Source organism: Caballeronia sp. AZ7_KS35 (genome assembly GCF_023631045.1).
In the GTDB taxonomy this organism is placed as follows: Bacteria; Pseudomonadota; Gammaproteobacteria; order Burkholderiales; family Burkholderiaceae; genus Caballeronia; species Caballeronia zhejiangensis.
Genome location: NZ_JALQDV010000101.1, coordinates 1 through 458 on the forward strand (window position 1 = coordinate 1; position 458 = coordinate 458).

Here is a 458-nt window from a genome sequence, read left to right on the forward strand (position 1 = left end):
CCATCCTCGAAATACTCGATACGCCCGCCGCCGCGCGGCACGTTCGCGAGCATCCCTTTGCCGTTCTCGTCGAGCGTGCCCCATCTGAATGAACCGTCCGGATACGCCACGCGATACGGCGCGTTCTTGACCGGCTCGCCGTTCGGATAGGCGTGCCAAAGCTGCATGCCGGTCGGCTCCTGCTTCGGCATGAGCGGCAGCGCGCTTTGCTTGGTGGCCGATTCACGCACGCGCATCGGACCCTTCAGGATGATCTCCGGGCCGCCAAATTCCACGCCCGTACTCGTCAATTTGACGTACGCGCCGCCGCAATAGAGCGTCAGTTCCTTCTTGGCGTTGAGCGTGATCGCGTCTTCCGTGCTCGCGATCGTCACGTCCTTGAGCGCGGCGAGATTGAGCGCATCGCCTTGCGCCTGCACGTCGATCTTGCCCTCGGCGGCCGTCACCTTGACGCCCTG

General features: G+C 64.0%; 1 protein-coding gene. It reads right to left on the reverse strand.

Features of this window, described 5'->3' with window-relative positions; all coding sequences use genetic code 11:
• On the reverse strand, nucleotides 1-458 hold a 458-nt coding region (locus NCT05_RS36675; RefSeq protein ID WP_250504803.1), incomplete at both ends, for a DUF2345 domain-containing protein.